Here is a 23,581-nt window from a genome sequence, read left to right as displayed (position 1 = left end):
GGCCGAAAAATGACTGATTACCTGCTGCTGTTTGTCGGAACTGTACTGGTCAATAACTTTGTACTGGTCAAGTTTCTGGGCCTTTGCCCGTTTATGGGTGTTTCCAAAAAACTGGAAACCGCAATGGGTATGGGCCTTGCCACGACGTTTGTCATGACACTGGCATCCATTTGCGCATGGCTGATTGATACCTGGATCCTAATCCCGCTCAATCTCATCTATCTGCGCACGCTGGCTTTTATTCTGGTTATCGCCGTCGTGGTGCAATTTACCGAGATGGTTGTACGCAAAACCAGCCCTGCACTTTACCGCCTGCTGGGGATCTTCCTTCCGTTGATCACCACTAACTGCGCGGTATTGGGTGTAGCGCTACTGAACATCAACCTCGGTCATAACTTTTTACAGTCGGCGCTATACGGTTTTTCTGCCGCAGTCGGCTTCTCGCTGGTGATGGTACTGTTCGCAGCAATTCGCGAACGTCTCGCCGTGGCGGACGTCCCTGCGCCATTTCGCGGGAATGCGATTGCGCTGATTACCGCCGGTTTAATGTCATTGGCCTTTATGGGCTTTAGTGGTTTGGTGAAGTTGTAATGAATGCTATCTGGATTGCCGTTGCCGCAGTGAGTCTACTGGGTCTGGCGTTCGGCGCTATTTTGGGTTATGCCTCACGACGTTTCGCCGTTGAAGATGATCCGGTTGTGGAGAAAATTGATGAAATTCTCCCGCAAAGCCAGTGTGGACAATGTGGCTATCCGGGCTGTCATCCTTATGCTGAAGCGATCGGCGCTCAGGGTGAAAAAATTAACCGTTGCGCTCCCGGTGGCGAAGCGGTGATGTTAAAAATTGCCGCCCTGCTGAACGTCGATCCGCAGCCGATTGATGGTGATGAACAAGACGTTACGCCCGTGCGTATGCTGGCGGTCATTGATGAAAATAACTGTATCGGTTGCACAAAGTGCATTCAGGCCTGCCCGGTTGATGCGATTGTGGGTGCGACGCGCGCCATGCATACGGTGATGAGCGATCTCTGCACCGGGTGCAACCTGTGCGTTGATCCGTGCCCAACGCAATGTATCGAATTACGTCCGGTAGCCGAAACACCAGATAGCTGGAAATGGGATTTAAACACCATTCCTGTGCGCATCATTCCCGTGGAACAACATGTTTAAGTTATTCTCTGCATTCAGAAAAAACAAAATCTGGGACTTTGATGGCGGCATTCATCCACCAGAAATGAAAACCCAGTCAAACGGCACGCCGTTGCGGCAGGTTCCGCTGGCGCCACGCTTTGTTATTCCGCTGAAGCAACATATTGGCGCGGAAGGTGAGCTGTGCGTAAACGTGGGTGATACCGTACTGCGAGGTCAGGCGTTAACCCTCGGGCGAGGCAAAATGCTTCCGGTCCATGCACCAACGTCAGGCACCGTTGTTGCCATTGCCCCGCACTCTACGGCACACCCATCGGCACTGGCTGAGTTGAGCGTTATCATAGACGCCGATGGCGAAGATCGCTGGATTGAGCGGGATGGCTGGACCGATTACCGCTCCCGCAGCCGGGAAGAGCTGATCGCGCGTATTCACCAGTTCGGCGTTGCCGGACTGGGTGGCGCAGGTTTCCCCACCGGCGTCAAACTACAGGGCGGCGGAGATAAAATTGAAACGCTGATCATCAACGCCGCTGAATGCGAGCCATACATTACGGCTGATGACCGCCTGATGCAGGACTGCGCGGCGCAGGTCGTCGAAGGTATCCGTATCCTTGCGCATATTCTTCAGCCACGCGAAATTTTGGTGGGCATCGAAGATAACAAACCGCAGGCAATTTCTATGCTGCGCGCAGTGCTGGCTGATTCACACGATATTAGCTTACGTGTGATCCCCACTAAGTATCCTTCAGGCGGGGCCAAGCAATTAACACAAATCCTGACTGGCAAGCAGGTTCCCCACGGCGGACGTTCCTCAGATATCGGCGTACTGATGCAAAACGTCGGAACCGCTTATGCCATCAAACGCGCGGTGATTGATGGTGAACCGATCACCGAGCGTGTCGTGACGCTCACTGGTGAAGCCGTCAGCCGTCCGGGCAACGTCTGGGCGCGTTTAGGCACGCCGGTTCGTCATCTGCTCAACGACGCGGGCTTCTGCCCTTCCGCCGACCAGATGGTCATTATGGGCGGACCGCTGATGGGCTTTACGCTGCCGTGGCTGGATGTACCCGTGGTAAAGATTACCAACTGTCTTCTGGCGCCCTCTGCCAGTGAAATGGGGGAAACGCCGGAAGAGAAAGGCTGCATTCGCTGTAGCGCTTGCGCCGATGCCTGCCCAGCCGATCTCCTGCCGCAGCAGCTTTATTGGTTCAGTAAAGGGCAACAGCACGACAAAGCAACGGCTCACAATATCGCCGACTGTATTGAATGCGGTGCCTGCGCCTGGGTATGCCCTAGCAACATTCCACTGGTGCAGTATTTCCGCCAGGAAAAAGCCGAGATTTACGCCATTAGTCAGGAAGAAAAACGTGCCGCCGAAGCAAAAGCACGATTCGAAGCCCGACAGGCACGCCTTGAACGAGAAAAAGCTGCACGTCTTGAACGCCACAAAAGCGCCGCCGCTCAGCCTGCAGCTAAAGATCATGATGCCATTGCCGCCGCGCTGGCTCGCGTAAAAGAAAAGCAGGCCCAGGCAATGCAGCCGGTAGTCATTAAGGCTGGCGAAAAACCTGACAATAGCGCCGTGATTGCCGCACGCGAGGCGCGTAAGGCACAAGCTCGCGCGGCCCGGACTGAAAATCCACCACAAATTGAAGGCAACAGTGCGGGTACAGATCCGCGTAAAGCCGCCGTGGAAGCGGCTATTGCACGCGCCAAAGCCCGCAAGCTTGAGCAGCAGCCGGAAACGGAAACCGTCGAACCGGTGGATCCGCGAAAAGCCGCCGTGGAAGCGGCTATCGCCCGTGCCAAAGCCCGCAAGCTTGAGCAGCAACCGGAAACGGAAACCGTCGAACCGGTGGATCCGCGCAAAGCCGCCGTGGAAGCGGCTATCGCCCGCGCTAAAGCCCGCAAGCTTGAGCAGCAGGCAGTAACGGAAACAGCCGAGCCAGTTGATCCGCGTAAAGCCGCCGTCGCGGCCGCTATCGCACGCGCTCAGGCAAAGAAAGCCGCACAGCAGCAGGTTGTAAACGAGGAATAAATGGTATTCAGAATAGCAAGCTCCCCTTATACCCATAACCAGCGCCAGACATCGCGCATCATGATACTGGTGTTACTTGCTGCATTGCCGGGGATCGCCGCTCAACTGTGGTTTTTTGGCTGGGGAACGTTGTTCCAGATAGTTCTGGCAGCCGTCAGCGCTATCGCTGCCGAAGCGGGCGTACTTAAACTGCGTAAACAGCCTATTGTCACGGTATTAAAAGACAACTCTGCTTTACTCACCGGGCTGCTACTGGCGGTGAGTATTCCCCCGCTCGCCCCCTGGTGGATGGTGGTTTTAGGCACGGTATTCGCCGTTATCATCGCTAAGCAACTGTATGGCGGCCTCGGCCAGAACCCGTTTAACCCTGCCATGATTGGTTACGTCGTACTGCTTATCTCATTTCCGGTACAGATGACCAGTTGGCTGCCGCCGCATGAAATTGCGGCTACTGTGCCTGGGTTCTTTGACGCCCTTAACGTTATCTTTAGTGGACATACCGCCAGCGGCGGGGATATGAACACGTTGCGTATGGGCATTGATGGTATCAGTCAGGCAACGCCTCTCGACACCTTTAAGACTTCGCTGCATGCGGGACATACTGTTGAGCAGGTGATGCAATACCCAATCTACAGCGGCATGCTTGCAGGCGCTGGCTGGCAGTGGGTTAACCTTGCCTGGCTGGTCGGCGGTGTCATACTGTTATGGCAGAAAGCGATTCGCTGGCATATCCCGGTTAGCTTCCTGCTGTCGCTTGCGGTTTGCGCAACTTTAGGCTGGATTTTCTCGCCAGAATCGCTGGCCTCACCTCAGTTGCACCTCCTTTCCGGCGCGACCATGTTAGGTGCATTTTTTATTCTTACCGACCCCGTTACAGCATCAACCACCAACCGTGGCCGTCTGATTTTTGGCGCGCTTGCAGGCCTGCTCGTGTGGTTGATTCGCAGTTTTGGCGGTTATCCTGATGGCGTCGCTTTTGCCGTTTTACTGGCAAATATCACGGTTCCGCTGATTGATTATTACACTCGCCCTCGCGTGTACGGACATCGCTAAGGATTCCCTATGCTGAAAACGATTCGTAAACACGGTATTACACTGGCGCTATTTGCTGCGGGCTCGACGGGGTTAACCGCGGCAATCAATCAATTAACTAAGTCCACTATTGATGAACAGGCCGCGCTGCAGCAAAAAGCGCTGTTCGATCAAGTTCTGCCTGGCGATCGCTACAATAATAACTTGTCTGAGAGTTGTTATCTGGTCGATGCGCCAGCGTTGGGCAAAGGCAGTCACCGGGTGTATATTGCCCGCCAGGACGATCGCCCCGTTGCAGCAGTTCTTGAAGCTACGGCGCCAGATGGTTATTCCGGGGCTATTCAACTGCTGGTTGGCGTCGATTTTACCGGTACCGTGTTGGGTACGCGGGTGACCGAGCATCATGAAACGCCAGGACTGGGCGATAAAATCGAACTGCGACTGTCCGATTGGATAACCCACTTTAGCGGCAAAACGATCGCGGCGGGTAATGATTCCCACTGGGCGGTGAAAAAAGACGGCGGAGACTTTGACCAGTTTACAGGTGCCACCATTACACCGCGTGCGGTAGTGAATGCAGTAAAACGCGCCGGTTTGTATGCGCAGACGCTACCCGCGCAACTTCCTCAACTTAGCGCCTGTGGAGAATAAACCATGAGCGAAATTAAAGACGTTATTGTCCAGGGGTTATGGAAAAATAACTCCGCGCTTGTGCAGCTACTCGGGATGTGTCCGCTGTTGGCCGTCACCTCTACTGCCACTAATGCGCTGGGTCTGGGACTCGCGACTACGCTCGTCCTGACGTTGACGAACCTGACGATTTCAGCCCTTCGTCGCTGGACACCGCCAGAAATTCGTATTCCGATTTATGTCATGATCATCGCCTCCGTGGTGAGCGCGGTGCAGATGTTGATCAATGCCTACGCTTTTGGACTGTATCAGTCTCTGGGCATCTTTATCCCGCTGATTGTGACCAACTGTATTGTTGTTGGTCGTGCGGAAGCCTTCGCCGCCAAAAAGGGACCTGCGTTATCCGCACTCGATGGTTTCTCCATCGGCATGGGCGCAACAGGTGCCATGTTTGTTCTGGGCTCGCTGCGTGAAATAATTGGTAACGGTACACTATTTGATGGCGCAGACGGTTTGTTGGGTAGTTGGGCCAAAGTCTTGCGCGTTGAGATCTTCCATACTGATACGCCGTTTCTGCTGGCCATGCTGCCACCGGGCGCGTTTATAGGCCTGGGTCTGATGCTGGCGGTGAAGTATCTGATTGATGAGAAAATGAAGAAACGTCGTGCCGAGGCGGCTGTCGCGGACAGTCCCGTGGGTGAAACAGGGAATGTGTAATGAACAAAGCAAAACGTCTGGAAATACTGACGCGCCTGCGTGATAACAATCCGCATCCGACAACCGAGCTTAATTTTACATCGCCGTTTGAACTGCTGATTTCGGTCTTGCTCTCCGCGCAGGCCACCGATGTCAGCGTCAATAAAGCGACGGCTAAGCTGTACCCCGTCGCTAATACCCCTGCCGCGATGCTTGAGCTCGGCGTTGAAGGTGTTAAGTCCTACATCAAGACAATTGGTTTGTTTAACAGCAAAGCGGAGAATGTGATTAAAACCTGCCGCATTCTGCTGGAACAACATAATGGTGAAGTGCCTGAAGACCGTGCCGCATTAGAAGCCCTGCCCGGAGTTGGACGAAAAACTGCAAATGTAGTGTTAAATACCGCCTTTGGCTGGCCCACTATCGCCGTAGATACGCATATTTTTCGCGTCTGTAATCGTACGCAATTCGCTCCGGGTAAAAACGTTGAGCAGGTTGAAGAGAAACTGCTGAAGGTTGTACCCAGTGAATTTAAAGTCGATTGCCATCACTGGTTAATTCTTCATGGCCGCTACACCTGCATAGCCCGAAAGCCGCGCTGCGGTTCCTGTATTATCGAAGATCTCTGCGAATTCAAAGAGAAAGTCGATATCTGATGCTGCCGGGGCATCCTGTTTGCCCCTCGCACACATAACGATTAGTTATGCACTCCCCTGAGTTTCTTTTGCCGACAATGATGCCGCTCTGGCGCTCATATCTAATGTAATATTCTTGTGAATTATCACCTGAGCAGGTTAATCGTTTTTTTAGCAAAAGAAATTTCTATCTATACGTGATCCAGATCACCCAGATAACACAATGTTAATAATTTTTTATTTTTCAGTTAAAGTGACAATCAGATGACCTAACTGAACAGTTTCTAAACAAAACATTACACTGGCTATTTTTCAGATAATGGCCTATATCACTGGATTCAACCTTAAATAGCAGAACATATCGCCGCATTGCGGTTTCTGGCCTGATTAAACAGTGTAAAAATCTGCCATTTTTCAAATGAAGAAATTTAACGCTAGATAACATTTCGCAGCCCCGACGATTTCACCAGTCATGATATATGTAACAGATTATTACAAAGCACTTGTCTGAAGGGTCAAGATAGTGAACATTACTTGCCGTTTCCCCTCCCACTATAACAATCGGACGGATGAACTTGACTCATCACGTACCTGAACACCCCCGTTGATATGGGATGTAAAAAAAGAGGTAAAAGTGTCTACTGCAAACAATAAACCAACAGAAAGCGTGAGTTTAAACGCCTTCAAACAACCAAAAGCGTTCTATCTCATTTTCTCTATTGAGCTGTGGGAACGTTTTGGTTATTACGGCCTGCAAGGGATTATGGCCGTCTACCTGGTTAAACAGCTGGGTATGTCAGAAGCGGATTCCATCACCCTTTTCTCGTCCTTTAGCGCCCTGGTGTACGGTCTGGTTGCCATTGGCGGCTGGTTAGGTGATAAAGTTCTGGGAACAAAACGCGTCATTATGCTCGGTGCCGTTGTCCTGGCCATCGGTTATGCACTGGTTGCATGGTCCGGTCATGATGCGGGTATCGTTTATATGGGCATGGCGGCCATCGCGGTCGGTAACGGCCTGTTTAAAGCAAACCCATCCTCCCTGCTCTCTACCTGCTATGCCAAAGATGACCCGCGTCTTGATGGTGCATTTACTATGTACTACATGTCCGTCAACATCGGTTCATTCTTCTCTATGCTGGCAACGCCGTGGTTAGCTGCGCGTTACGGCTGGAGCACCGCGTTCGCCCTGAGCGTCGTAGGTATGCTGATTACCGTTGTTAACTTCGCATTCTGCCAGCGCTGGGTTAAACAGTACGGTTCTAAACCTGACTTTGAGCCGATCAACTTCCGTAACCTGCTGCTGACTATTGCTGGCGTTGTGGTACTGATCGCCATTGCAACCTGGTTGCTGCACAACCAGCAGATCGCACGTATGGTTCTGGGCGTCATTGCGCTGGGTATCGTATTTATCTTCGGTAAAGAAGCCTTCACCATGCACGGTGCTGCACGTCGTAAAATGATCGTCGCCTTCATTCTGATGCTTGAAGCGATTATCTTCTTCGTACTGTACAGCCAGATGCCGACCTCACTGAACTTCTTCGCGATTCGTAACGTTGAGCACTCTATTCTTGGTATTGCTTTCGAACCTGAGCAGTATCAGGCGCTGAACCCGTTCTGGATCATCATTGGTAGCCCAATCCTCGCCGCTATCTATAACAAGATGGGCGATACCCTGCCAATGCCGACTAAGTTTGCGATTGGTATGGTGCTGTGTTCCGGTGCGTTCCTGATCCTGCCGCTGGGCGCGAAATTCGCTACCGACGCGGGCATCGTATCCGTTAACTGGCTGATCATCTGCTATGGTCTGCAAAGTATCGGTGAACTGATGATCTCCGGTCTGGGTCTGGCAATGGTGGCTCAGTTGGTACCGCAACGCCTGATGGGCTTCATCATGGGTAGCTGGTTCCTGACCACTGCCGGTGCAAACATCATCGGTGGTTACGTCGCTAACATGATGGCTGTACCAGAGAACGTGACTGACCCGCTGATGTCCCTTGAAGTCTACGGTCGTGTGTTCCTGCAGATTGGTGTTGCAACGGCGGTTATCGCTGTTCTGATGCTGCTGACGGCGCCAAAACTGAATCGTATGACTCAGGACGATGACGTCAATGAGAAAGCCTCTAAGGCCGCGACAGCGTAATTCTCAGGGAAACTCATTTTCAGGCCGCTAACTGATGTTAGCGGCTTTTTTTTTGCCTGAGCTAGCACTACCATACGATATACCTCAGCCAAAAGGAGTTACCGATGAAACTGTTCTACAAACCGGGCGCTTGTTCTCTCGCTTCCCACATCACCCTTCGGGAGAGTGGTAAAGATTTCACGCTGGATGGTGTTGATCTGATGAAGAAACGTCTGGAAAACGGCGATGATTTTTTCGCGGTAAACCCAAAAGGTCAAGTTCCCGCGCTGCTGCTGGATGACGGTACGCTATTGACCGAAGGCGTCGCCATCATGCAATATCTGGCGGACACCGTACCAGACCGTCAGCTCCTTGCCCCAACCAGCAGCCTCTCCCGTTACAAAACCATCGAATGGCTTAACTACATTGCGACAGAACTGCATAAAGGCTTTACGCCTCTGTTCCGTCCCGATACGCCGGAAGACTTCAAGCCAACCGTTCGCGCGCAGCTGGAGAAAAAAATGCAGTACGTAAACGAGTCGCTGAAAGACGATCAATGGATCTGCGGCCCGCGCTTCAGCATCGCCGATGCCTATCTGTTCACCGTGCTGCGTTGGGCTTATGCGGTTAAGCTGAATATGGCAGGATTAAGCCATATCGACGCGTATATGGCCCGTATGGCTGAACGCCCGGCAGTTGCCGCAGCGCTTAAAGCAGAAGGGTTAAATTAATTGTGGTTGCCGGGTGACGCTAACCCGGCCTACAGCTAAACATATGCCCGATAAGCGTGAACGCTATCGGGCATTGATTACAGCTGCGTCGCGCTGAAGTAGTGCTCAGGCTTCGCGATACGATCCTGTGCGGCCACGACCTGCAGCTCATACTCGTGCATTTCTTTGGTGGTAATCATCACTTCGTATACCGCCGCCGTCACATGCTCAAGCGCCTGCTGTAAAGACGCGCCCTGCAGCAGTTTCACCAGTAATAAGCCACTGGTAACATCACCCACGCCAACCGGCTGGCGAGCGCCAAAATCAACTAACGGTCGGCTGATGTGCCACGCCCGTTCAGCCGTGACCAGCAGCATCTCGAAACGATCGGTGCTGATACCCGCGCGGGCCAGATGCTTCACCAGCACAATTTCTGGTCCCTGAGCGATAAGCTCACGCGCTGCCGCCACTGCCTCATTGACATTACTCACCGCATGCTCGCACAGAATTTCGAGCTCAACCAGGTTTGGGGCGATAATATCGCTGGCCGGAAGCGCGTGGCGTACATGAAACTCCGCCACGCCCGGCGCGACAATACACCCTTTTTCCGGATGGCCCATCACCGGATCGCAAAAGTATTTCGCCCGCGGGTTGGCCGCTTTAACCTGGCGAACAATGCCCAGAATATGCTCGCCCTGTTCAGCCGAGCCAAGATAGCCACTCAATACGGCGTCACAGGTCTGAAGTTTATCGATATCGGCAATACCCTGGACGATTTCGGTCAGATGGCTCGGCGGCATCACGCAACCGGTCCATTTGCCGTACTGTGTGTGGTTAGAAAACTGAACGGTATTCAGCGGCCAGACATTTGCGCCAAGACGACGCATTGGAAACTCTGCTGCACTATTGCCCGCATGACCAAAAACAACGTGGGACTGGATGGCGAGGATATTCTTCATTTTACTTACCACAACCCTGAAAAAATAAAGGGGCGTAGTTTCCCACGCCCCTGCTAACTAAATCTTACTTCCAGCAAATCAGACAATAGTTCTTCTTGCCACGGCGCAGTAAGGTGTAGCGCCCAAACAGGATATCACTCTCCTGGAAGAAATATTCCGGATCGGATTGCTTCTCACCGTTGATGGTTACCGCGTTTGACGCAATAGTCTTACGTGCCTGACCGCGAGAAGGCTGCAACTCGGAGTCCACCAGCGCTTGCATCAGATCGGCACCTTTGTCCATCTCGATCATCGGCACGCCATCCTGCGCCAGCTGTTCGAAATCCGCTTCGCTCAAATCGCTCAGATTGCCGTTAAACAAGCTTTCGGTAATGCGTTTTGCCGCTACCAGACCTTCTTCACCGTGAACCAGACGCGTTACCTGCTCGGCCAGTACATACTGGGCGCGCGGTGCTTTACCGCTGTTTTTATCTTCTTCTTCCAGCGCATTGATCTCTTCAATGTCCATGAAAGTAAAGAATTTCAGGAAGCGATAAACGTCCGCATCGGCGGTGTTGATCCAGAACTGGTAGAATTTATACGGACTGGTTTTCTTCGGATCCAGCCACACAGCGCCGCCTTCAGTCTTACCGAATTTGGTGCCGTCAGCTTTAGTAATCAGCGGAACGGTCAGACCAAACACCTGGTTCTGATGCAGACGACGGGTCAAATCGATACCGGAAGTAATGTTGCCCCATTGGTCAGAACCGCCAATCTGCAGCGCCACGCCGTGCAATTTATTCAGGCAGGCAAAGTCATAACCCTGCAGCAGGTTGTAAGAAAACTCGGTAAAGGAGATCCCCTGATCGTCACGGTTCAGACGCTGCTTTACCGCTTCTTTGTTGATCATCTGGTTAACGGAGAAGTGTTTGCCGATATCACGCAGGAAAGTCAGTACGTTCATACCGCCAAACCAGTCGTAGTTATTCGCAGCAATCGCCGAGTTGTCGCCACAGTCGAAATCGAGGAACGGCGCAACCTGTTTGCGGATTTTATCCACCCACTCCTGCACGGTGTCTTCGGTATTCAGTTTACGCTCGGCGGCTTTAAAGCTCGGGTCACCAATCAAACCCGTTGCGCCACCTACCAGTGCGACAGGCTTATGGCCTGCCTGCTGGAAGCGTTTCAGGCATAACAATGGAACCAGATGCCCCAAATGCAAGCTGTCAGCGGTAGGATCGAAGCCGCAATAGAGCGCGATCGGGCCTTGCGCCAGTCGCTCTGCTAACGCTTCCTCGTCCGTCACCTGGGCCACCAGCCCCCGCTCTTGCAATTGTTTAATCAAGTTACTGCTTGCCATCAAAATCTCCATGTATAAAACGACTGCACCTTAGCCGGTACACGACTTTTCGCCTGATGCGAAAGAAACATAGAATAAAGCGCCGGATTGTTCAGCACCAGCGCTTAAAACAAGAAATTTGCATCTTTAGGGGGCAAGGCGATCAATTTTCCACGCGTTATCTTCGCGTTGGTATAAAAAACGATCGTGCAGACGGTTTTCACCACCCTGCCAGAATTCCATTTGCTCAATACTCACGCGAAAGCCGCCCCAGAAACTGGGCAGTGGTACTTCCCCTTGCTGGAACTTCTGCTTCAGTTCGAGGAATTTGCTTTCGAGAATACCGCGAGCGGAGATTCGGCTGGATTGCTTAGATACCCAGGCGCCAATCTGGCTGTCGCGTGGGCGACTGTGGAAGTATTTCACCACTTCGAGTGTGGAAAGACGCTCAGCCTTGCCGATCACCATCACCTGCCGTTCCAGCATGTGCCATGGGAATAAGAGGCTGATACGGGGATTTTTCTCGATCTGGTGCGCCTTGCGGCTGCCGAGATTGGTATAGAACACCAGACCTTTATCATCATAATGTTTGAGCAACACGATACGCTGATAAGGCTGGCCATTTTCATCAACGGTCGCAACGACCATTGCGGTAGGATCGGCCAGTTTGGCGTCACAGGCTTGCCCGAGCCAGCGCTCAAACAGCGCAAGGGGTTCGGCGGGAAGATCGCGGCGGCGAAGGCCGCCTTTCGTGTATTCACGGCGCAGATGCGCGATTTGCTGCAATTCGTCGTTATCAGACATGATGTTGGCTACGGATTGTCAGTGGGTGACGCTATTGTGCGCCGCCCAGGTGAAAATCTCAACGCTTCGGGTTCTGTAACTGACAGTTATTTAGCACAATTCTGTCTCGTTTATAGACCGTTGCCTCGTCGCCTTTAGACCAGAAGACGTAAATACCATCGGTATAGCGCGCGCCTGATGCTGACACGCCCTGTTTGAGGTTCAATAGCTGATTATCATAAACAAAACTCGCCTCCTGGCGGGTATTGTTCAGCTTGACGGTAAGCGGTTTTTCGTCACAGCGGTATTCCAGCGTATCCGTTTGCATACGCTCGACAAATTGGTTGTACACGCTACATCCGCTAAGCAGTACCGGCAGACACACTAATAACAGTTTTTTCATAGCCATATCCTGAAGACTTTCCTGGTCCAGGAGGGTAATGGCACCCTCCCTAATATCCCGAGTTTACCGGCATATGGCGCTGAATAATTTCAGTTAACTCTGAGTTCGCGGGTTAGCAGGATAAATTGCCCCTAAAACGCTCGGTTCTGACGCACCGGTCACGGAAGGTAAATTTCCCGGTAATCCCGCCAGCGTGCGCCACGCCAGCCAGGCAAAGGCTAACGCTTCCATATCATCACCGCTAATCCCGGCCTCATCGGTTGAGGTGACCTCTGTACCCGGCAATAATGCCGCCAGACGCATCATCAGCAGCGGATTACGGCTTCCACCACCGCATACCATGAGTCGCTCACAACCGCCGCTCAACAGGACTTGCTCGGAAATGGTGACCGCCGTCAGTTCGGCAAGCGTCGCCTGCACATCGCGCGGACTTATTCCCGGGAAATGCGCCAGATGACGTTCTATCCAACCATAATTAAAATACTCGCGGCCCGTGCTTTTCGGCGCAGGCGCAGAAAAATACGGATCGTTCAGCATATTTTGCAATAAAGGCAGGATCACCGTTCCCGAATTGGCCCACTGCGCATCTTTGTCGTAGGGTTGACCGCATTGCCGCCAGATCCAGGCATCCATCAGCATATTACCCGGCCCGGTGTCGTAGCCGCGAACGGGCTGCTGCGGAATAAGCAGAGACAGATTGGCAATTCCGCCAATGTTCAGCACCATCCGTCGTTCCGTTGGATGTGCCAACAGCGCCTGATGAAAAGCGGGAACCAGCGGCGCGCCCTGCCCGCCGAGGGCGATATCGCGACGGCGAAAATCGCCAACCACGGTGATGCCGGTTCGCGCGACGATCTGATTGTTGTCGCCAATTTGCAGCGTGTGCGGTGCGCGTCCCGTGGGTTCATGCCACACGGTTTGCCCATGACAGCCAATCGCGACGATCTCCTGCGGTTTCAATTTTTCCTGTGCCAGCAGCGCATTCACCGCCTCGGCAAACAGGTAACCGAGCTGCGCATCCAATTGGCCAAACTGCGATAGCGTAAGCTGCTGGCCCTGGCAGATATCCAGAATCGCCTGCTTTATATGGAGGGGGATAGGCCAGGTCAGACTCGCCTGCTGCGCAACCATCGTTTCATCTATCGTCGCCAGCACAACATCGACGCCATCAAGGCTGGTTCCAGACATTACACCGATAAAACGGCCCGATTTCATATGTCATCCTTTTAAGCAAATTAGCCTTGACACTCAACCATAAAGTGCCGACTAATGCCATGCTTCCTTAATGATTTTTAATGCCTAATCATTACACTGGACGCTTTATTACATCAATTATATGAATGATTCGTTTATACTCGGTATATCCGATTTCGGTTAAGATTTTCATATTGTTCCAGTAGAACATGTGACCTTAGGCTCACAAATGCCATATAATTTAGCCATGAAGAGTGCTTAATTAGCGTTTCGTGGTGACAAAGGAGATTTGTAAATGATTAAACGTGTGCTGATTGTTTCATTAATGGGCGTATCTTTAGCGGGCTGCGTTAACAATGATAGCCTCTCAGGCGACGTCTATACTGCATCCGAAGCGAAACAAGTTCAGAACGTTACCTACGGTACGATTGTTCATGTTCGTCCGGTGCAAATCCAGGGTGGCGATGACGCAAACGTGATTGGCGCAATCGGTGGTGCGGTACTCGGCGGGTTCCTTGGTAACACCGTCGGCGGCGGTACCGGTCGTTCATTAGCCACGGCTGCTGGCGCAGTCGCCGGTGGCGTAGCGGGTCAAGGCGTACAAGGTGCGATGAATAAAACCCAGGGTGTGGAACTGGAAATCCGTAAGGACGACGGTAATACCATCATGGTGGTTCAGAAACAGGGTGCGACCAAGTTCTCCGCCGGCCAGCGCGTTGTTATGGCTAACAACGGCAGCCAGGTTACCGTGTCTCCACGCTAATCAAATTCACGTGTGGTCAGACCCTGGCCACACGTCATCTTTTCGCTTCAGCTCTGTGACTGCAGCTCAATAATATTGTGTTCCAGTCTGGCGACCAGTTTAATCAGCAGATCAATTTCCTCAGCTGAAATCCCTTCCAAAATTTCTCCACGCGTCTTGTTGATAACCGCTTCCATATCAGCGATCAGCGGCTCTGCTTTTTCTGTCAGTTTAATTCTCTTTGCCCGACGATCGCTGGCGCAAGTCTGTCGTGAAATGAGTCCCTTTTCTTCCAGTTGGTCAAGCGTACGAACTAACGAAGGCTGCTCGATGCCAATTGCTTTAGCCAACTGAATCTGCGATTGATCAGGCGGCAATTGATGAATGTTGTGCAGCGTAACCCAATGCGTCTGCGTCAACTCCAGAGGTTTCAGGCGATGGTCAATCAGAGCACGCCAAATGCGCACCAACCGTGCCAGATCAGAACCTAATGGCGATTCCAATTTCATCTCCTTATAATTAGCTTGCTAAGTTATTGTGCTGATTTTAGAATAGTGTGCAGCATTTGTATTGCCAAAACAAATGTATTGCCAAATTTGCTTACCGGCTGACATTTTTTCAGACATTATGCGTTACAGAGACTCATTGTCTCTTTTTTGCTAAACCTATAGCAATGCTCTCTTCCGCCAAGGATTTTGCCCGTGAAGTTTATGTTTAATGCAACAGGATTGCCCCTACAAGATTTAATGATCGGAGCGTCTGTTTATTTCCCCCCTGTTTTCAAGGCGTTTGTAGCAGGATTCCTTCTCTGGCTGGTTGTCCATCGCCTGCTGCGCGACTGGATTTATTCCGGTGAGATCTGGCATCCCCTGTTAATGGATCTGTCACTCTTTACGCTTTGCGTATGTCTGGCCTTTGTAATGCTGATTGCGTGGTGATTATGTCGCTTAAAACCGTTAAATACTTCTCCACCATTATAGTCGCTGCAATCGCAGTTTTCGCCGGATGGTGGATGTGGAATTACTATATGCAGTCGCCCTGGACACGTGACGGTAAAGTGCGTGCTGAGCAGGTTAGCATCACGCCGCAGGTCTCAGGCAGCATTAGCGAACTCAATATAAAAGATAACCAGTTCGTGAATAAAGGCGATGTGCTTTTTATCATCGACAAGACGCCGTTTCACATTGCTGAACTGAATGCGCAAGCGCAGCTGGCGAAAGCTCAGTCCGACCTGGCGAAAGCCAATAACGAGGCCAACCGACGCCGCCATTTATCGCAAAATTACATCTCAGCCGAAGATCTGGATACCGCTAATCTCAATGTGAAAGCCATGCAAGCCAGCGTTGAAGCAGCCGAGGCCAGTCTGCGCCAGGCACAATGGCAACTGACGCAAACGGTGGTCAAAGCGCCCGTGGCGGGTTGGGTTACCAATCTTTCTACCCGTACCGGAGACTATGCCTCAACCGGTAAGCCCTTGTTTGCCCTTGTCGACAGCCACTCTTTTTATGTGATGGGATATTTTGAAGAAACCAAGCTGCGCCACATTCGTGAAGGTGCGCCTGCGGTTATCACGCTCTACAGCGGCAATATTAAGTTACAGGGTCACGTCTCCAGTATTGGTCGCGCTATCTACGATCAAAGCGTGGAAAGTGATTCCGGCCTGATTCCCGACATCAAACCTAACGTGCCGTGGGTGCGTCTGGCGCAGCGTGTTCCGGTACGCATCGAATTCGACGCGCTACCGCATGATGTCACGCTGGTTTCTGGTACGACCTGCAGCGTGTCTGTCGGCCAGCGTAAATGAAACTGCCCCTCCTGACGCCAGGCAATTGGCCGTGGTTCAAAGCCACAGCAGCGCAGTGGCGTTACGCGCTGCGAAATACCATTGCCATGTGTCTGGCGTTGACGTTTGCCTATTATCTGAATCTGGATGAGCCCTACTGGGCGATGACCTCGGCGGCCGTGGTCAGTTTTCCTACCGTCGGCGGTGTTATCAGCAAAAGCCTGGGTCGCATGGCGGGTAGCTTGCTTGGCGCCACCGCCGCGTTGATTATCGCCGGTCATACCCTCAATGAACCATGGCTGTTTTTACTTTGTATGTCGGTGTGGATCGCTTTTTGTACCTGGGCCTGCGCGCATTTCACCAATAACGTCGCCTACGCTTTTCAACTGGCAGGTTATACGGCGGCGATCATCGCATTTCACATGGTCAATACCGTGGAGATTACCCAGCTATGGGACATCGCGCAGGCCCGCGTATGCGAGGTTATCCTCGGTATCCTGTGCGGTGGCGTGATGATGATGATCCTGCCCAGCACTTCCGATGGCACCGCGTTACTGACTGCGCTGAAAAACATGCATTCGCGTTTACTGGAACATGCCAGCTTACTCTGGCAACCTGAGACAACGGATGCCATTCGCACGGCTCATGAAGGTGTCATTGGCCAGATTTTGACCATGAACCTGCTACGAATTCAGGCATTCTGGAGTCATTACCGTTTTCGCCGTCAAAATGCGTTGCTCAATTCGCTGTTGCACCAGCAGTTGCGCATGACCAGCGTAATTTCCAGTCTGCGCAGGATGCTGCTGAACTGGCCTAATCCCCCGGCCAATACCCGGGATATCATCGAACAATTACTCAGCGAGCTGGTCAAATCCAATACCGACAGCTACACCGTTGCACGAATTATCGCTCCACTGCGGCCCGTCGATGCCCGTGACTATCGACATGTCGCCTTCTGGCAACGACTGCGTTATTTTTGTCGGCTCTATTTACGCAGCAGTCAGTATCTGCATTTGCTGGAAAATGGCGTTACCGCCGAACGTATAAATATCGCCCGCACACCAGGACTTGCCCGTCATACCGATAGTGCGGAAGCTATCTGGAGCGGGTTGCGTACGTTCTGCACGTTGATGCTTATCGGCGCATGGAGCATTGGCGCACAATGGGAATCAGGATCTGGCGCACTCACGCTCGCGGCCATCAGCAGCGTGCTGTATTCCGCCGTTGCCACGCCTTTCAAGTCGCTTTCTTTACTGATGCGCACGCTGGTTCTGCTGTCGCTGTTTAGCTTTGTGGTTAAGTTTGGCCTGATGGTGCAAATCTCTGACCTCTGGCAATTCATTCTGTTTCTTTTCCCGCTACTCGCCACCATGCAACTTCTGAAGCTGCAAATGCCTGCTCTGGCAGGTCTTTGGGGACAGTTGATCGTGTTTATGGGATCGTTTATCGCGGTGACCAATCCACCGGTTTACGATTTTGCTGGTTTCCTGAATGACAATATGGCAAAAATCGCTGGCGTGGCGCTGTCATGGCTGGCCTTCGCCATTCTGCGTCCCGGATCGGATGCGCGGAAAAGTCGCCGCCATATTCGCGCCCTGCGCCGGGATTTTGTCGATCAGCTTAGCCGACATCCTTCGCTCAGTGAAAACGAATTTGAGTCGTTGACCTATCATCATGTCAGCCAGCTCAGTAACAGTCAGGATGCGTTGGCGCGACGCTGGTTATTGCGCTGGGGAGTTGTCTTGCTGAACTGTTCGCACGTGGTGTGGCAACTGCGCACCTGGGAGGCGCGTTCAGATCCGCTGGCTCGCGTCAGGGACGTGTGTATCTCACTGCTTCGCGACGTGATGAGTGAACGCGGCGTTCAGCAACGTCCGCTGAATGCCACGCTGAGTGAGCTACAGCGCATCTGCGATACGCTTGCCCATCATCATCAACCTGCTGCGCAGGAACTGTCGGCATTGGTCTGGCGGCTACACTGCTCGCTTTCGCAGCTTGAACAAGCGCCGCCGCCGGGTACGCTAAGCAACTGATTATTTGATAACACCACAGGCGTAGCGCGCTCCGCCGCCACCAAGCGGTTTCGGCTGATCGGACATATTATCGCCGCCCACATGGATCATCAGCGCTTTGCCTTTAACCTCATCGAGCGTTTTCAACCGCGGCGCAACAACGGGTGTTGTAGCGATACCGTCGTTATTCACCACCAGCAGCGGCAGGTCGCCCATATGGCCTGCGCCTTCCGGGCCTTCATGCTTGCCGGTTTGGTGCGGATCATAATGGCCTCCAGCCGATTCCGCGGCTGAGGCTTTCCCGTCTTTAATAGCCGGTTGGCAACTGCCGTTCGCATGCACATGGAAGCCATGTTCACCCGGCGGCAGGGCTTTCAGATCGGGCGTAAACTCCAGCCCCTTCCCAGTTTCAGCAATAGTGACCGTACCAATCGCCTGACCGACGCCTTGCGACGTTACCAGATTCATCGTCACTTTTTCTTCACTGGCAGCCTGCGCACCTGCACAGGCCAGTAAAGTGATAATGGCCAAACTCAAACGCTTCATAAGACCTCCATCCAAAAGGTGTCTGATTGTTAAGTGTAAACCAGTGACACAATTTTGAGCGGAGAAGCATCAAAAACGCGATTAAGGTACGTCGTAACCCAGCGCGGCTTTACGGATACGGAACCATTGCTGGCGAGACATGTTCAGTGACTCAGACTCAATGGCGGTACGTACGCGCTCTATTTTCCCTGAGCCAATAATCGGCAGCGGCTGAGACGGTAACCGTAAAATCCATGCGTACACCACTTGTTCAATGGACTGCGCGTTCAGCTCTTCTGCGATCGCGGCAAGTTCATTACGTAATGGCTGAAAGGCATCGTCATTAAACAGACGACCACCGCCAAGACAGGACCAGGCCATCGGACGAATGCGCAGCTGTTGCAATTGATCTAAAGTACCATCCAGCAGGAGCGGCTGATGTACTGGTGAGATCTCAACCTGATTGGTTGCCAGAGTAAACGGCAGACGCGATTGCAGCAGTGAGAACTGCGCCGGGGTAAAGTTAGAGACGCCAAAGTGACGCACTTTGCCGCTGTGGTGCAATTTTTTAAACGCATCAGCGACATCATCTGCATCCATAAGCGGATCGGGGCGGTGGATCAGCAGCAAATCAATATGATCGGTCGCCAGCAACTTTAATGACTCTTCCGCACTGGCAATAATATGCGCGCTGTCGGTGATGTAATGACCCAGCGCATTTTCCGCGCGCGCCGTCGTCGCGATCCCGCATTTGGTCACAATTTGCATTTTTTCGCGCAGGTGCGGAGCCAGCTTCATTGCCTCGCCAAACGCCGCCTCACACTGGTATCCGCCGTAAATATCGGCGTGATCGACGGTGGTAACGCCCAAATCCAGATGTTCTTCAATAAAGCTGACTAGCTGGCGCGGGGACATATTCCAGTCCATCAGGCGCCAGTAGCCCATCACAAAGCGAGAAAATTCCGGACCTTGCGGCGCAATAGTAATACGCTGAACCATAGCAGCTTCCTTATAAGTGAATGTGCATCGAGTATACGCAATTACGCTTTTAAAAGAGTGAAGGTTGTTGCGGTTCTTCCGAAGGGTTGGCTTTGTTTGCTCGTAATTTACGCATCAGTCGCTGACGACATAGCCGCAGCACTTCCTGCTTCTGGGCATCGCTCATATTTTGCCAGTTAAAACGCTCATCCCGACTGCGAAAACAGCCACGACAAAAACCGCGTTCGTCAGACTGACATATTCCACGGCATGGGCTCTGGACGGGGAAAAACTCCAGCTGTTCGGCCACATCCCCTCCTTTAATAAGATTGATATACCTATTGAAGACGTTAACTGAATTTCTCGCAAGCGCTATTGCATTAGACCGACTGGTCTATTACACTCGTTTCCATGAACAAAATCACTGAACACGATACACGCGAACATCTTCTGGCGACTGGCGAGCTGCTGTGTATGCAGCGCGGCTTCACCGGCATGGGCTTAAGCGAATTACTGAAAACCGCTGAAGTGCCTAAAGGTTCGTTTTATCACTATTTTCGCTCCAAAGAAGCGTTCGGTGTGGCGATGCTGGAACGCCACTATGCGGCCTACCATCAGCGACTGGCTACGCACTTTGATTCGGGGGCGGGTAACTACCGCGACCGTATTCTGGCCTACTATCAGGAAACCCTGAACCAGTTTAGCCAGCACGGCATTATTAGCGGCTGTTTAACTGTAAAACTGTCTGCCGAAGTGTGCGATCTCTCAGAGGATATGCGCACCGCGATGGATAAAGGCGCGCGGCACATTATTGTGCTGTTAGCGCAGGCGCTGGAGAAAGGTCAGGCAAACCATTGTCTGTCCTTTGTTGGCGAGCCGTTACAGCAGGCGCAAGTGTTGTATGCGCTATGGCTGGGCGCCAATTTGCAGGCCAAGATTTCTCGTAGCGCCACCCCGTTGGAAAATGCGCTGGCACACGTTAAAACCATCATCACAACGCCTGCCGTTTAACAGGCGTTTTTATTTCTTTTATTACTAGACGACCGGTCTATTCAGGAGTATCACATGTCATCTGAAAAACTGTTTTCCCCGCTGAAGGTGGGTGCCATTACGGCAGCAAACCGCGTATTCATGGCGCCATTGACGCGTCTGCGCAGTATTGAGCCTGGCGACATCCCTACTCCGCTAATGGTAGAGTATTACCGTCAACGCGCCAGCGCAGGTCTTATCATCAGCGAAGCGACGCAGATCTCCGCACAGGCGAAAGGCTATGCAGGGGCACCCGGCATACACAGCGAAGCGCAAATCGCCGCATGGAAGAAAATCACCGCGGCCGTACACGCGGAGCAAGGCCATATTGCTGTCCAGTTGTGGCACACTGGGCGTATTTCTCACGCCAGTCTGCAGCCAAACGGTCAGGCTCCTGTTGCACCTTCTGCGATTAGCGCCGGTACCCGCACCTCACTGCGCGATGAAAACGGTCTGGCAACGCGTGCCGATACCTCAATGCCGCGCGCACTGGAAACCGAAGAAATTCCGGGCATCGTTAATGACTTCCGTCAGGCTATTGCCAACGCGCGCGAAGCGGGCTTCGACATGGTTGAACTGCACTCCGCTCACGGCTACCTGCTGCACCAGTTCCTGTCACCAACGTCTAACCAGCGTACCGATCAATACGGCGGCAGCGTCGAAAATCGTGCGCGGCTGGTGCTGGAAGTTGTCGATGCAGGAATTAAGGAATGGGGCGCCGATCGTATTGGTATTCGCGTCTCCCCGATTGGCTCTTTCCAGAACGTTGACAACGGCCCAAACGAAGAAGCTGATGCGCTGTATCTGATTGAACAACTGGGCAAACGCGGAATTGCTTACCTGCACATGTCTGAACCAGACTGGGCCGGTGGCGAGCCGTATTCCGACGCGTTCCGCGAAAAAGTTCGCGCACGTTTCCACGGCCCGATCATTGGCGCGGGCGCCTACACGCCTGAAAAAGCAGAAGCGCTGATCGAGAAAGGCCTGATCGACGCCGTTGCTTTTGGTCGCGCCTATATCGCTAACCCGGATCTGGTGGCTCGCCTGCAGCGTAAAGCTGAGCTGAATCCGCAACGTGCCGAAAGCTTCTACGGCGGCGGCGCGGAAGGTTACACCGATTATCCTACCCTCTAACGTCACAATCTCCGTTCTGCCATTGATAGCGGCGTAACAACGCCGCTATACTAAAACAACATTTTGAATGTATTAGCCATTTTCGAAGGGGAAAAAGATGCGTTTACTTCATACCATGCTGCGCGTGGGTGACCTGCAGCGTTCCATCGAGTTTTATACCAACGTGCTGGGCATGAAACTGCTGCGGACCAGCGAAAACCCTGAATACAAATATTCTCTGGCCTTTGTCGGTTACGGCCCTGAAACCAGTGAAGCCGTGATCGAATTGACCTATAACTGGGGTGTCGACAAGTATGAGCTGGGCACCGCCTACGGCCATATCGCTCTGAGCGTAGACAACGCAGCCGAGGCGTGTGAACGCATTCGCCAGAATGGCGGTAACGTTACGCGTGAAGCAGGTCCGGTAAAAGGCGGCTCTACAGTGATCGCGTTCGTTGAAGATCCCGACGGTTACAAAATTGAGCTGATTGAAGAGAAAGACGCCGGGCGCGGCCTGGGCGACTAACCTCCCCCTCGGGCACAGATCGTCTGTGCCCGTAGTTTTATACTCATCATTTTGCCATAATACGCGCTGCAATTTTCCCGTATTAAGAGACCCAGATGTCCGATAACGCTCAACTTTCCGGTCTGTGTGACCGTTTTCGTGGTTTTTATCCTGTCGTCATTGATGTCGAAACCGCAGGGTTTAATGCCAAAACCGATGCGCTGCTTGAGATCGCAGCCATCACACTGAAAATGGATGAACAAGGCTGGCTGATGCCGGACACGACGTTACATTTCCACGTAGAGCCGTTTGAAGGCGCGAATTTGCAGCCGGAGGCCCTCGCCTTTAACGGTATTGACCCTAACAATCCGCTACGCGGCGCGGTCAGCGAATATGACGCTCTGCATGCCATCTTCAAAATGGTGCGTAAAGGCATTAAAGACAGCGGCTGCAATCGGGCGATCATGGTGGCGCACAACGCTACGTTCGACCACAGTTTCATGATGGCTGCAGCAGAACGCGCCTCGCTGAAACGTAATCCGTTTCATCCGTTTGTCACCTTTGATACGGCGGCATTAAGCGGCCTGTCACTGGGACAGACGGTGTTGTCAAAAGCGTGTCTGGCGGCGGGAATGGAATTTGACGGGAATCAGGCGCACTCGGCGCTGTATGATACCGAACGTACTGCCGTGCTGTTTTGTGAAATCGTTAACCGCTGGAAACGTCTCGGCGGCTGGCCTCTTCCCGTACCTGAAGAAGCGTAACTGCGACATAAAAAAAGCGACCATTTCAGGTCGCTTTTTTACTTCTGCTGATATTACTCAGCGTCCGGCTCTTCAGTTTTGTATTTCGCCGCTGTTTCTTTAATCAGCTGCTGCAACTCACCGCGCTGGTACATTTCGATCAAAATGTCACAGCCGCCAACCAGCTCGCCGTCAACCCACAGTTGCGGGAAGGTCGGCCAGTTTGCGTATTTCGGCAGCTCGGCGCGAATATCCGGGTTCTGCAGAATATCAACATAAGCAAAGCGTTCACCACAGGCGGACAGCGCCTGCACAGCCTGTGCGGAGAAACCGCAGCTTGGCAGTTTAGGGGAACCTTTCATGTACAGGAGAATCGGGTTTTCAGCGATCTGGCGCTGGATTTTTTCGATAGTGGTGCTCATTATCTTGCTTCCTTAAACTTCTTTTACGGCAGTAGTCTGACATTGTAGCGGGTCAGACAGGCAA

26 protein-coding genes and 1 pseudogene are annotated in these 23,581 nt (G+C 52.5%); 17 read left to right on the top strand and 10 right to left on the bottom strand.

From position 1 onward, the window contains the following. Window positions 1–9 precede the first annotated feature (9 nt). The 9 genes from rsxA (at window position 10) to gstA (ending at window position 9,029) form a co-directional block, all read left to right on the top strand. A complete protein-coding gene (rsxA, locus tag OGW16_RS24070) occupies window positions 10–591 on the top strand; it encodes an electron transport complex subunit RsxA (RefSeq protein ID WP_003029144.1) in 582 nt (193 codons plus the stop codon). Then, window positions 591–1,169: an electron transport complex subunit RsxB gene (rsxB, locus tag OGW16_RS24065; protein ID WP_080625148.1), complete on the top strand. Its 579-nt coding sequence runs from the start codon at window positions 591–593 to the stop codon at window positions 1,167–1,169. The genes rsxA and rsxB overlap by 1 nt, the downstream gene beginning before the upstream one ends. Next, the gene (gene rsxC / locus OGW16_RS24060; protein WP_286519121.1) at window positions 1,162–3,186 is read left to right on the top strand and encodes an electron transport complex subunit RsxC; all 2,025 of its coding nucleotides are present in this window, start codon (window positions 1,162–1,164) and stop codon (window positions 3,184–3,186) included. The genes rsxB and rsxC overlap by 8 nt, the downstream gene beginning before the upstream one ends. After that, window positions 3,187–4,239, top strand: coding sequence for an electron transport complex subunit RsxD (gene rsxD / locus OGW16_RS24055; RefSeq protein ID WP_080625146.1), 1,053 nt, complete (start codon window positions 3,187–3,189; stop codon window positions 4,237–4,239). Between the two features lie 9 nt (window positions 4,240–4,248). Then, window positions 4,249–4,869 (top strand): electron transport complex subunit RsxG, encoded by a 621-nt coding sequence (gene rsxG / locus OGW16_RS24050; RefSeq protein WP_043016419.1) that lies wholly within the window; start codon window positions 4,249–4,251, stop codon window positions 4,867–4,869. 3 nt (window positions 4,870–4,872) lie between these two features. After that, window positions 4,873–5,565: an electron transport complex subunit E gene (locus OGW16_RS24045; RefSeq protein ID WP_043016420.1), complete on the top strand. Its 693-nt coding sequence runs from the start codon at window positions 4,873–4,875 to the stop codon at window positions 5,563–5,565. Next, complete coding sequence (gene nth / locus OGW16_RS24040; RefSeq protein WP_003029161.1) at window positions 5,565–6,200, top strand: endonuclease III; 636 nt, start codon at window positions 5,565–5,567, stop codon at window positions 6,198–6,200. Before OGW16_RS24045 ends, nth begins: the two co-directional genes overlap by 1 nt. A gap of 613 nt (window positions 6,201–6,813) precedes the next feature. Next, window positions 6,814–8,319 (top strand): dipeptide/tripeptide permease DtpA, encoded by a 1,506-nt coding sequence (gene dtpA, locus OGW16_RS24035; protein ID WP_020996425.1) that lies wholly within the window; start codon window positions 6,814–6,816, stop codon window positions 8,317–8,319. A gap of 104 nt (window positions 8,320–8,423) precedes the next feature. Next, a complete protein-coding gene (gene gstA / locus OGW16_RS24030) occupies window positions 8,424–9,029 on the top strand; it encodes a glutathione transferase GstA (RefSeq protein WP_080625144.1) in 606 nt (201 codons plus the stop codon). Between the two features lie 77 nt (window positions 9,030–9,106). Here gstA and pdxY read toward each other — a convergent pair whose 3' ends face one another. The 5 genes from pdxY to anmK form a co-directional block, all read right to left on the bottom strand. Then, window positions 9,107–9,967, bottom strand: coding sequence for a pyridoxal kinase PdxY (gene pdxY, locus OGW16_RS24025; RefSeq protein ID WP_087050594.1), 861 nt, complete (start codon window positions 9,965–9,967; stop codon window positions 9,107–9,109). A 64-nt stretch (window positions 9,968–10,031) separates the two neighbouring features. Then, window positions 10,032–11,306, bottom strand: coding sequence for a tyrosine--tRNA ligase (gene tyrS / locus OGW16_RS24020; RefSeq protein WP_003029168.1), 1,275 nt, complete (start codon window positions 11,304–11,306; stop codon window positions 10,032–10,034). 126 nt (window positions 11,307–11,432) lie between these two features. Further along, complete coding sequence (gene pdxH, locus OGW16_RS24015; protein WP_043016423.1) at window positions 11,433–12,089, bottom strand: pyridoxamine 5'-phosphate oxidase; 657 nt, start codon at window positions 12,087–12,089, stop codon at window positions 11,433–11,435. Window positions 12,090–12,147: 58 nt separating this feature from the next. Next, a complete protein-coding gene (gene mliC / locus OGW16_RS24010; protein ID WP_087050595.1) occupies window positions 12,148–12,477 on the bottom strand; it encodes a C-type lysozyme inhibitor in 330 nt (109 codons plus the stop codon). Window positions 12,478–12,564: 87 nt separating this feature from the next. Continuing rightward, entirely contained in the window at window positions 12,565–13,686 is a 1,122-nt protein-coding gene (gene anmK, locus OGW16_RS24005) for an anhydro-N-acetylmuramic acid kinase (protein ID WP_043016425.1), read from the bottom strand. 274 nt (window positions 13,687–13,960) lie between these two features. On the opposite strand from anmK, the gene slyB reads away from it, so the two are divergent. Beyond that, complete coding sequence (slyB, locus tag OGW16_RS24000; protein ID WP_003029175.1) at window positions 13,961–14,428, top strand: outer membrane lipoprotein SlyB; 468 nt, start codon at window positions 13,961–13,963, stop codon at window positions 14,426–14,428. Window positions 14,429–14,475: 47 nt separating this feature from the next. Here the strand turns inward: slyB and slyA are convergent, their stop codons facing one another. Beyond that, window positions 14,476–14,916 carry a transcriptional regulator SlyA gene (gene slyA, locus OGW16_RS23995; RefSeq protein WP_043016426.1) on the bottom strand — a complete coding sequence of 147 codons (441 nt, stop codon included), beginning with the start codon at window positions 14,914–14,916 and terminating at the stop codon, window positions 14,476–14,478. 192 nt (window positions 14,917–15,108) lie between these two features. Here slyA and OGW16_RS23990 point away from each other — a divergent pair, with 192 nt between their 5' ends. From OGW16_RS23990 to OGW16_RS23980, 3 genes and pseudogenes are all read left to right on the top strand, one after another. After that, window positions 15,109–15,345: a DUF1656 domain-containing protein gene (locus tag OGW16_RS23990; protein WP_047411444.1), complete on the top strand. Its 237-nt coding sequence runs from the start codon at window positions 15,109–15,111 to the stop codon at window positions 15,343–15,345. Between the two features lie 2 nt (window positions 15,346–15,347). After that, complete coding sequence (locus tag OGW16_RS23985; protein ID WP_043016428.1) at window positions 15,348–16,211, top strand: efflux RND transporter periplasmic adaptor subunit; 864 nt, start codon at window positions 15,348–15,350, stop codon at window positions 16,209–16,211. After that, a pseudogene (locus OGW16_RS23980) lies at window positions 16,208–18,248 on the top strand (FUSC family protein). The gene OGW16_RS23985 and the pseudogene OGW16_RS23980 overlap by 4 nt, the downstream one beginning before the upstream one ends. Here OGW16_RS23980 and sodC read toward each other — a convergent pair. The 3 genes from sodC to OGW16_RS23965 form a co-directional block, all read right to left on the bottom strand. Then, a complete protein-coding gene (sodC, locus tag OGW16_RS23975; RefSeq protein ID WP_047411451.1) occupies window positions 18,224–18,748 on the bottom strand; it encodes a superoxide dismutase [Cu-Zn] SodC in 525 nt (174 codons plus the stop codon). The pseudogene OGW16_RS23980 and the gene sodC sit on opposite strands and share 25 nt — an antisense overlap. 81 nt (window positions 18,749–18,829) lie before the next feature. Next, window positions 18,830–19,726, bottom strand: coding sequence for an aldo/keto reductase (locus OGW16_RS23970; RefSeq protein ID WP_043016431.1), 897 nt, complete (start codon window positions 19,724–19,726; stop codon window positions 18,830–18,832). Window positions 19,727–19,775: 49 nt separating this feature from the next. After that, on the bottom strand, window positions 19,776–20,015 hold the full coding sequence (locus tag OGW16_RS23965; RefSeq protein ID WP_043016432.1) for a DUF1289 domain-containing protein: 240 nt from the start codon (window positions 20,013–20,015) through the stop codon (window positions 19,776–19,778). Between the two features lie 101 nt (window positions 20,016–20,116). Between OGW16_RS23965 and OGW16_RS23960 the strand changes: the two genes are divergently transcribed. The 4 genes from OGW16_RS23960 to rnt all read left to right on the top strand — a co-directional run bounded on the left by OGW16_RS23960 (window position 20,117) and on the right by rnt (window position 23,116). After that, the gene (locus OGW16_RS23960; protein WP_047411458.1) at window positions 20,117–20,716 is read left to right on the top strand and encodes a TetR/AcrR family transcriptional regulator; all 600 of its coding nucleotides are present in this window, start codon (window positions 20,117–20,119) and stop codon (window positions 20,714–20,716) included. Between the two features lie 54 nt (window positions 20,717–20,770). Continuing rightward, complete coding sequence (locus OGW16_RS23955; RefSeq protein WP_043016434.1) at window positions 20,771–21,868, top strand: alkene reductase; 1,098 nt, start codon at window positions 20,771–20,773, stop codon at window positions 21,866–21,868. Between the two features lie 97 nt (window positions 21,869–21,965). Beyond that, window positions 21,966–22,373, top strand: coding sequence for a lactoylglutathione lyase (gene gloA, locus OGW16_RS23950; protein WP_043016435.1), 408 nt, complete (start codon window positions 21,966–21,968; stop codon window positions 22,371–22,373). A gap of 95 nt (window positions 22,374–22,468) precedes the next feature. Beyond that, entirely contained in the window at window positions 22,469–23,116 is a 648-nt protein-coding gene (gene rnt, locus OGW16_RS23945) for a ribonuclease T (RefSeq protein WP_003029200.1), read from the top strand. A 53-nt stretch (window positions 23,117–23,169) separates the two neighbouring features. Here rnt and grxD read toward each other — a convergent pair whose 3' ends face one another. Continuing rightward, window positions 23,170–23,517, bottom strand: a complete 348-nt coding sequence (grxD, locus tag OGW16_RS23940) for a monothiol glutaredoxin 4 (RefSeq protein WP_003832760.1) — start codon at window positions 23,515–23,517, stop codon at window positions 23,170–23,172. Between the last annotated feature and the right edge of the window lie 64 nt (window positions 23,518–23,581).

Origin of the sequence: Citrobacter sp. Ce104 (assembly GCF_030334595.1) — a bacterium.
GTDB classification, from domain to species: domain Bacteria; phylum Pseudomonadota; class Gammaproteobacteria; order Enterobacterales; family Enterobacteriaceae; genus Citrobacter; species Citrobacter europaeus.
The sequence above is the reverse complement of the archived record's forward strand: the minus strand, read 5'-3'. Positions and strand labels throughout refer to the sequence as shown.

Bases quoted from the DNA above. Each gene is read 5' to 3' on its own strand.
- rsxG (WP_043016419.1), top strand. From the start codon at position 4,249: ATGCTGAAAACGATTCGTAAACACGGTATTACACTGGCGCTATTTGCT.
- rsxD (WP_080625146.1), top strand. From the start codon at position 3,187: ATGGTATTCAGAATAGCAAGCTCCCCTTATACCCATAACCAGCGCCAG.
- rsxB (WP_080625148.1), top strand. From the start codon at position 591: ATGAATGCTATCTGGATTGCCGTTGCCGCAGTGAGTCTACTGGGTCTG.
- mliC (WP_087050595.1), bottom strand. From the start codon at position 12,477: ATGGCTATGAAAAAACTGTTATTAGTGTGTCTGCCGGTACTGCTTAGC.
- pdxH (WP_043016423.1), bottom strand. From the start codon at position 12,089: ATGTCTGATAACGACGAATTGCAGCAAATCGCGCATCTGCGCCGTGAA.
- slyB (WP_003029175.1), top strand. From the start codon at position 13,961: ATGATTAAACGTGTGCTGATTGTTTCATTAATGGGCGTATCTTTAGCG.
- OGW16_RS24045 (WP_043016420.1), top strand. From the start codon at position 4,873: ATGAGCGAAATTAAAGACGTTATTGTCCAGGGGTTATGGAAAAATAAC.
- sodC (WP_047411451.1), bottom strand. From the start codon at position 18,748: ATGAAGCGTTTGAGTTTGGCCATTATCACTTTACTGGCCTGTGCAGGT.
- grxD (WP_003832760.1), bottom strand. From the start codon at position 23,517: ATGAGCACCACTATCGAAAAAATCCAGCGCCAGATCGCTGAAAACCCG.
- slyA (WP_043016426.1), bottom strand. From the start codon at position 14,916: ATGAAATTGGAATCGCCATTAGGTTCTGATCTGGCACGGTTGGTGCGC.
- nth (WP_003029161.1), top strand. From the start codon at position 5,565: ATGAACAAAGCAAAACGTCTGGAAATACTGACGCGCCTGCGTGATAAC.
- OGW16_RS23970 (WP_043016431.1), bottom strand. From the start codon at position 19,726: ATGGTTCAGCGTATTACTATTGCGCCGCAAGGTCCGGAATTTTCTCGC.
- OGW16_RS23960 (WP_047411458.1), top strand. From the start codon at position 20,117: ATGAACAAAATCACTGAACACGATACACGCGAACATCTTCTGGCGACT.
- rsxC (WP_286519121.1), top strand. From the start codon at position 1,162: ATGTTTAAGTTATTCTCTGCATTCAGAAAAAACAAAATCTGGGACTTT.
- tyrS (WP_003029168.1), bottom strand. From the start codon at position 11,306: ATGGCAAGCAGTAACTTGATTAAACAATTGCAAGAGCGGGGGCTGGTG.
- rsxA (WP_003029144.1), top strand. From the start codon at position 10: ATGACTGATTACCTGCTGCTGTTTGTCGGAACTGTACTGGTCAATAAC.
- gloA (WP_043016435.1), top strand. From the start codon at position 21,966: ATGCGTTTACTTCATACCATGCTGCGCGTGGGTGACCTGCAGCGTTCC.
- rnt (WP_003029200.1), top strand. From the start codon at position 22,469: ATGTCCGATAACGCTCAACTTTCCGGTCTGTGTGACCGTTTTCGTGGT.
- OGW16_RS23955 (WP_043016434.1), top strand. From the start codon at position 20,771: ATGTCATCTGAAAAACTGTTTTCCCCGCTGAAGGTGGGTGCCATTACG.
- pdxY (WP_087050594.1), bottom strand. From the start codon at position 9,967: ATGAAGAATATCCTCGCCATCCAGTCCCACGTTGTTTTTGGTCATGCG.
- OGW16_RS23985 (WP_043016428.1), top strand. From the start codon at position 15,348: ATGTCGCTTAAAACCGTTAAATACTTCTCCACCATTATAGTCGCTGCA.
- gstA (WP_080625144.1), top strand. From the start codon at position 8,424: ATGAAACTGTTCTACAAACCGGGCGCTTGTTCTCTCGCTTCCCACATC.
- anmK (WP_043016425.1), bottom strand. From the start codon at position 13,686: ATGAAATCGGGCCGTTTTATCGGTGTAATGTCTGGAACCAGCCTTGAT.